Annotated in this window: 3 protein-coding genes; 2 read left to right on the forward strand and 1 reads right to left on the reverse strand. The window is 58.0% G+C overall.

Translation table 11 applies throughout. The annotated features are described in order from the left end of the window. On the forward strand, positions 1-200 hold a 200-nt coding region (locus tag ACP5E6_RS17845), incomplete at its 5' end, for a hypothetical protein (RefSeq protein ID WP_427956546.1). Between the two features lie 398 nt (positions 201-598). Next, positions 599-1,471 carry a YihY/virulence factor BrkB family protein gene (locus ACP5E6_RS17850; protein ID WP_427956548.1) on the forward strand — a complete coding sequence of 291 codons (873 nt, stop codon included), beginning with the start codon at positions 599-601 and terminating at the stop codon, positions 1,469-1,471. A 626-nt stretch (positions 1,472-2,097) separates the two neighbouring features. On the opposite strand, the gene ACP5E6_RS17855 is transcribed toward ACP5E6_RS17850, so the two are convergent. After that, positions 2,098-2,598, reverse strand: a complete 501-nt coding sequence (locus ACP5E6_RS17855) for a hypothetical protein (protein WP_427956550.1) — start codon at positions 2,596-2,598, stop codon at positions 2,098-2,100. Positions 2,599-2,912: the final 314 nt, after the last annotated feature.

The following is a 2,912-nucleotide window of genomic DNA, read 5'->3' on the forward strand; positions in this document are numbered from 1 at the left end:
TGAACTTGTGGCGGCGATCGTCGTTGATCTTATTCGGCATGCGGCTTCCTGATGGCACTCGGGATAGCCCTTCGTCCTACTTCATTACTGAATTACTGAAAAACCGTCATCAAGCCATCAAACCGCGAGTCGATCACAATAAAATCAACCACAGGTGTATTCATGCACCAAGGCCGTCTGGCGTGATTGAGATCGCGTAAAGGTGTTGAGGAATGATGACGAACCGGTCGCACCCGGGAGTTGACGTAATCCGTTGGGCCAATACGCCTGTTGAGCGCGCAACTCTGATCGGAAATCAACTCGTGGACTTCATCATGGCCAGCGAGGCACTGCCACGCATCGAACAGGCCGCAGACATGAACACCCCGGCGACCAGCCGGGCGGGGCGAGCTCGAACTCAGCGAAGTCGAACGCAGGGGCGATCACAAAGGTCACCAGCGTCCAAGCGCCATGGCTCACCGCCTGCAATGCCGCCCCGGAATGGGCCGCGTCTTGTAAACCCGATCGTTCGTTGTAGCTATCACCACTTGCGGACCCGGGCGCGGACTTGGATGCCACGACGGCATGACACGACTAACCAGTGGTGAAACTCTAGGCGATGCCGAACGAATCTGACACCGATCCGGGCCAGCCCCCTCTCCGCAAGCCCGAAATCGGTGTCGTGCGCCGGTGGCGCCGCATCATTCTGTGGACCTGGCGCGATAGCAGCGAAAAGAACATCGCCCTCGTCGCGGGCGGCGTCACCTTCTATGTCCTCATCGCGCTGACCCCGAGCTTCGCCGCCCTGCTGTCGATTTATGGTCTGCTCGCCGACCCCCATACGATCGAGCATCAGGTTCGCGCTTTCGCCGGTCGCCTGCTCCCCTCCGACCAGACCTTGATCACCCATCAGCTCCATCAGATCGTCTCGACCGACCCCCGCACGCTTGGTATTGGCGCGCTGCTCGGCGTCGGCGTTGCCCTCTATACCGCGACACGCGGTATGGGCGGCATGATCGACGCGCTGAACATCGCCTATGGTCGCGCCGAACGTCGGGGACTGGTGCGCTTCTACCTTACCGCGTTGGGCCTGCTCGCCGGCGGAGTGCTTTCTGTCGGCGTGGCTGTTGCGCTGATCTCGGCAGTCATGACCAGCGGCATTTCCGGTGTGCCCGCTTCGCTGCTCATCCTCGCGGGTTGGCCGGTGCTGACGCTCTACATGATCGCGCTGCTTGCCCTGCTGTACCGCTACGGTCCCGACCGGGCGGATGCGGATTGGAAGCTGGTCTCACCCGGCGCGGTGCTCGCGGCCGTTCTGTGGTCGGTTCAGACGATCCTGACCGATGAATATGTCATCCATTTTGGCGACGATAACCGCGTTTATGGCGCGCTCGGCGGTGTGATGATCTTTCTCACCTGGCTCTGGTTCTCGTTCTATCTTGTCGTGCTTGGTGCCGAGGTGAACGGCGAGGCCGAACGGCAGACGCGGTAGACCAAAACCGCTCAATCACACCGGATGGCCGGGGCGCGTGTTGGAATCAGGTTTTGGGCCTGCCAATTTGCGCGTCATGATACTCCGAAAATTTACCGAATGGGAAAATATATTTATGGCCGGATCATTAATCTGAATTTTTCACTAGAGCAAATTTGGTGCAAAAGGACGTTTGGAGGCGGCATTATCATTTAATTTGCAATAATTCGGTGTTGGCCCGGCCATACACCGAGCGCTTCAGCAGCTTCAAACGGTTAATCTGACCTTCGGCTTGGCTGCTGCTCTACGTTTCGGCGATCGCGCTACCCTGAATTACTCACCAAAGCAGACGTGCAACAACTTCGACGCAGAGCCTACCATACCTGGGCCGGATCGAGTGCACCAACGCTGGTCATCGCACGGGTCAATGCGACCTCGATGACCGATTTCGACCGCATCTAGACTTCGACGATACAATCATCGCCGAGATTGCCGATCGGGTTGACCCATGCGATCCGCAACCTGCCGCGGGCCAGAACGAACGCGGCGGGATTACCGCCGCCCCGGAACCGAGGATGAGTACGCCGATTGAGATGATATCAGTCAATGTCCGAACTCCAGAAACGTCTGATGCGCGCAGGCGGTGGTTATTTCGCCGATATCGGCGTCAGGGGCTGGCTTGTCGTGGCCTGAGCGGTCGGAGGAACGGTCGGTTTGTGGTGAGGCAGTAAATAATGCATCCCGATGGTCAGCCCGGCCATGACCAGTATCATCACGACGAGTTCTCTGCCGCTCATCGAGGATAGATTGCCGCGCGGGCGATCGCCCATGGCGCGGAGTCGGGAGGCAAAATCGGTGGCTGGGGTAAGGGCCGGTGCGGTCCGCGGCAACAACACGATAAGAGTGGCCGCGAGATTGTTGGCATCGCTCGCGCGCCCGAGCGCAGCGGTGATCGCGCCCGCCAGCCGCGATCGCGCCGCCGAGGTCGAAAGTCGGGCGAGCGTTGCCGCCTCCTGCCATGGGTCGATGTTCTGCCGTGCCAGAGCCGACAGCACGCTGAGCTTGAGCCCGTTGGATTCCTCACAGATCGGCGCGTATAAAAATGCGTTATATTCTGAGCCGTGCCGGGTGTTCATCGTTGCTGACATGATAAAATACCAATCTGAGTGGTTAATAGTTATATGGATATCACTCAGTCTACTTACAAATACTGATATGTATTTGCCGTTTTCATTACGGTATTGTCATTACGGTATTGTCATTGGTACTGCATTGATACCGATACCGTAGCGATCGTTGCAATCAGCTTAGATAACACGATTCGGGTAGCTGCTCATCCCCGCCGGGCGGCGCGTTGAATCGATTGTGAATTGACGTGACCACGTCGGATGGGATTCGACGGAGGCGTGGCCGAGCTTCCTGATTTATCCCTTCTGTCGCACGCTGAGAAAGACGCGCTGAT

The organism is Acidiphilium sp., assembly GCF_049977125.1.
In the GTDB taxonomy this organism is placed as follows: Bacteria; Pseudomonadota; Alphaproteobacteria; order Acetobacterales; family Acetobacteraceae; genus Acidiphilium.

Bases quoted from the DNA above. Each gene is read 5' to 3' on its own strand.
- ACP5E6_RS17850 (WP_427956548.1), top strand. From the start codon at position 599: ATGCCGAACGAATCTGACACCGATCCGGGCCAGCCCCCTCTCCGCAAG.
- ACP5E6_RS17855 (WP_427956550.1), bottom strand. From the start codon at position 2,598: ATGTCAGCAACGATGAACACCCGGCACGGCTCAGAATATAACGCATTT.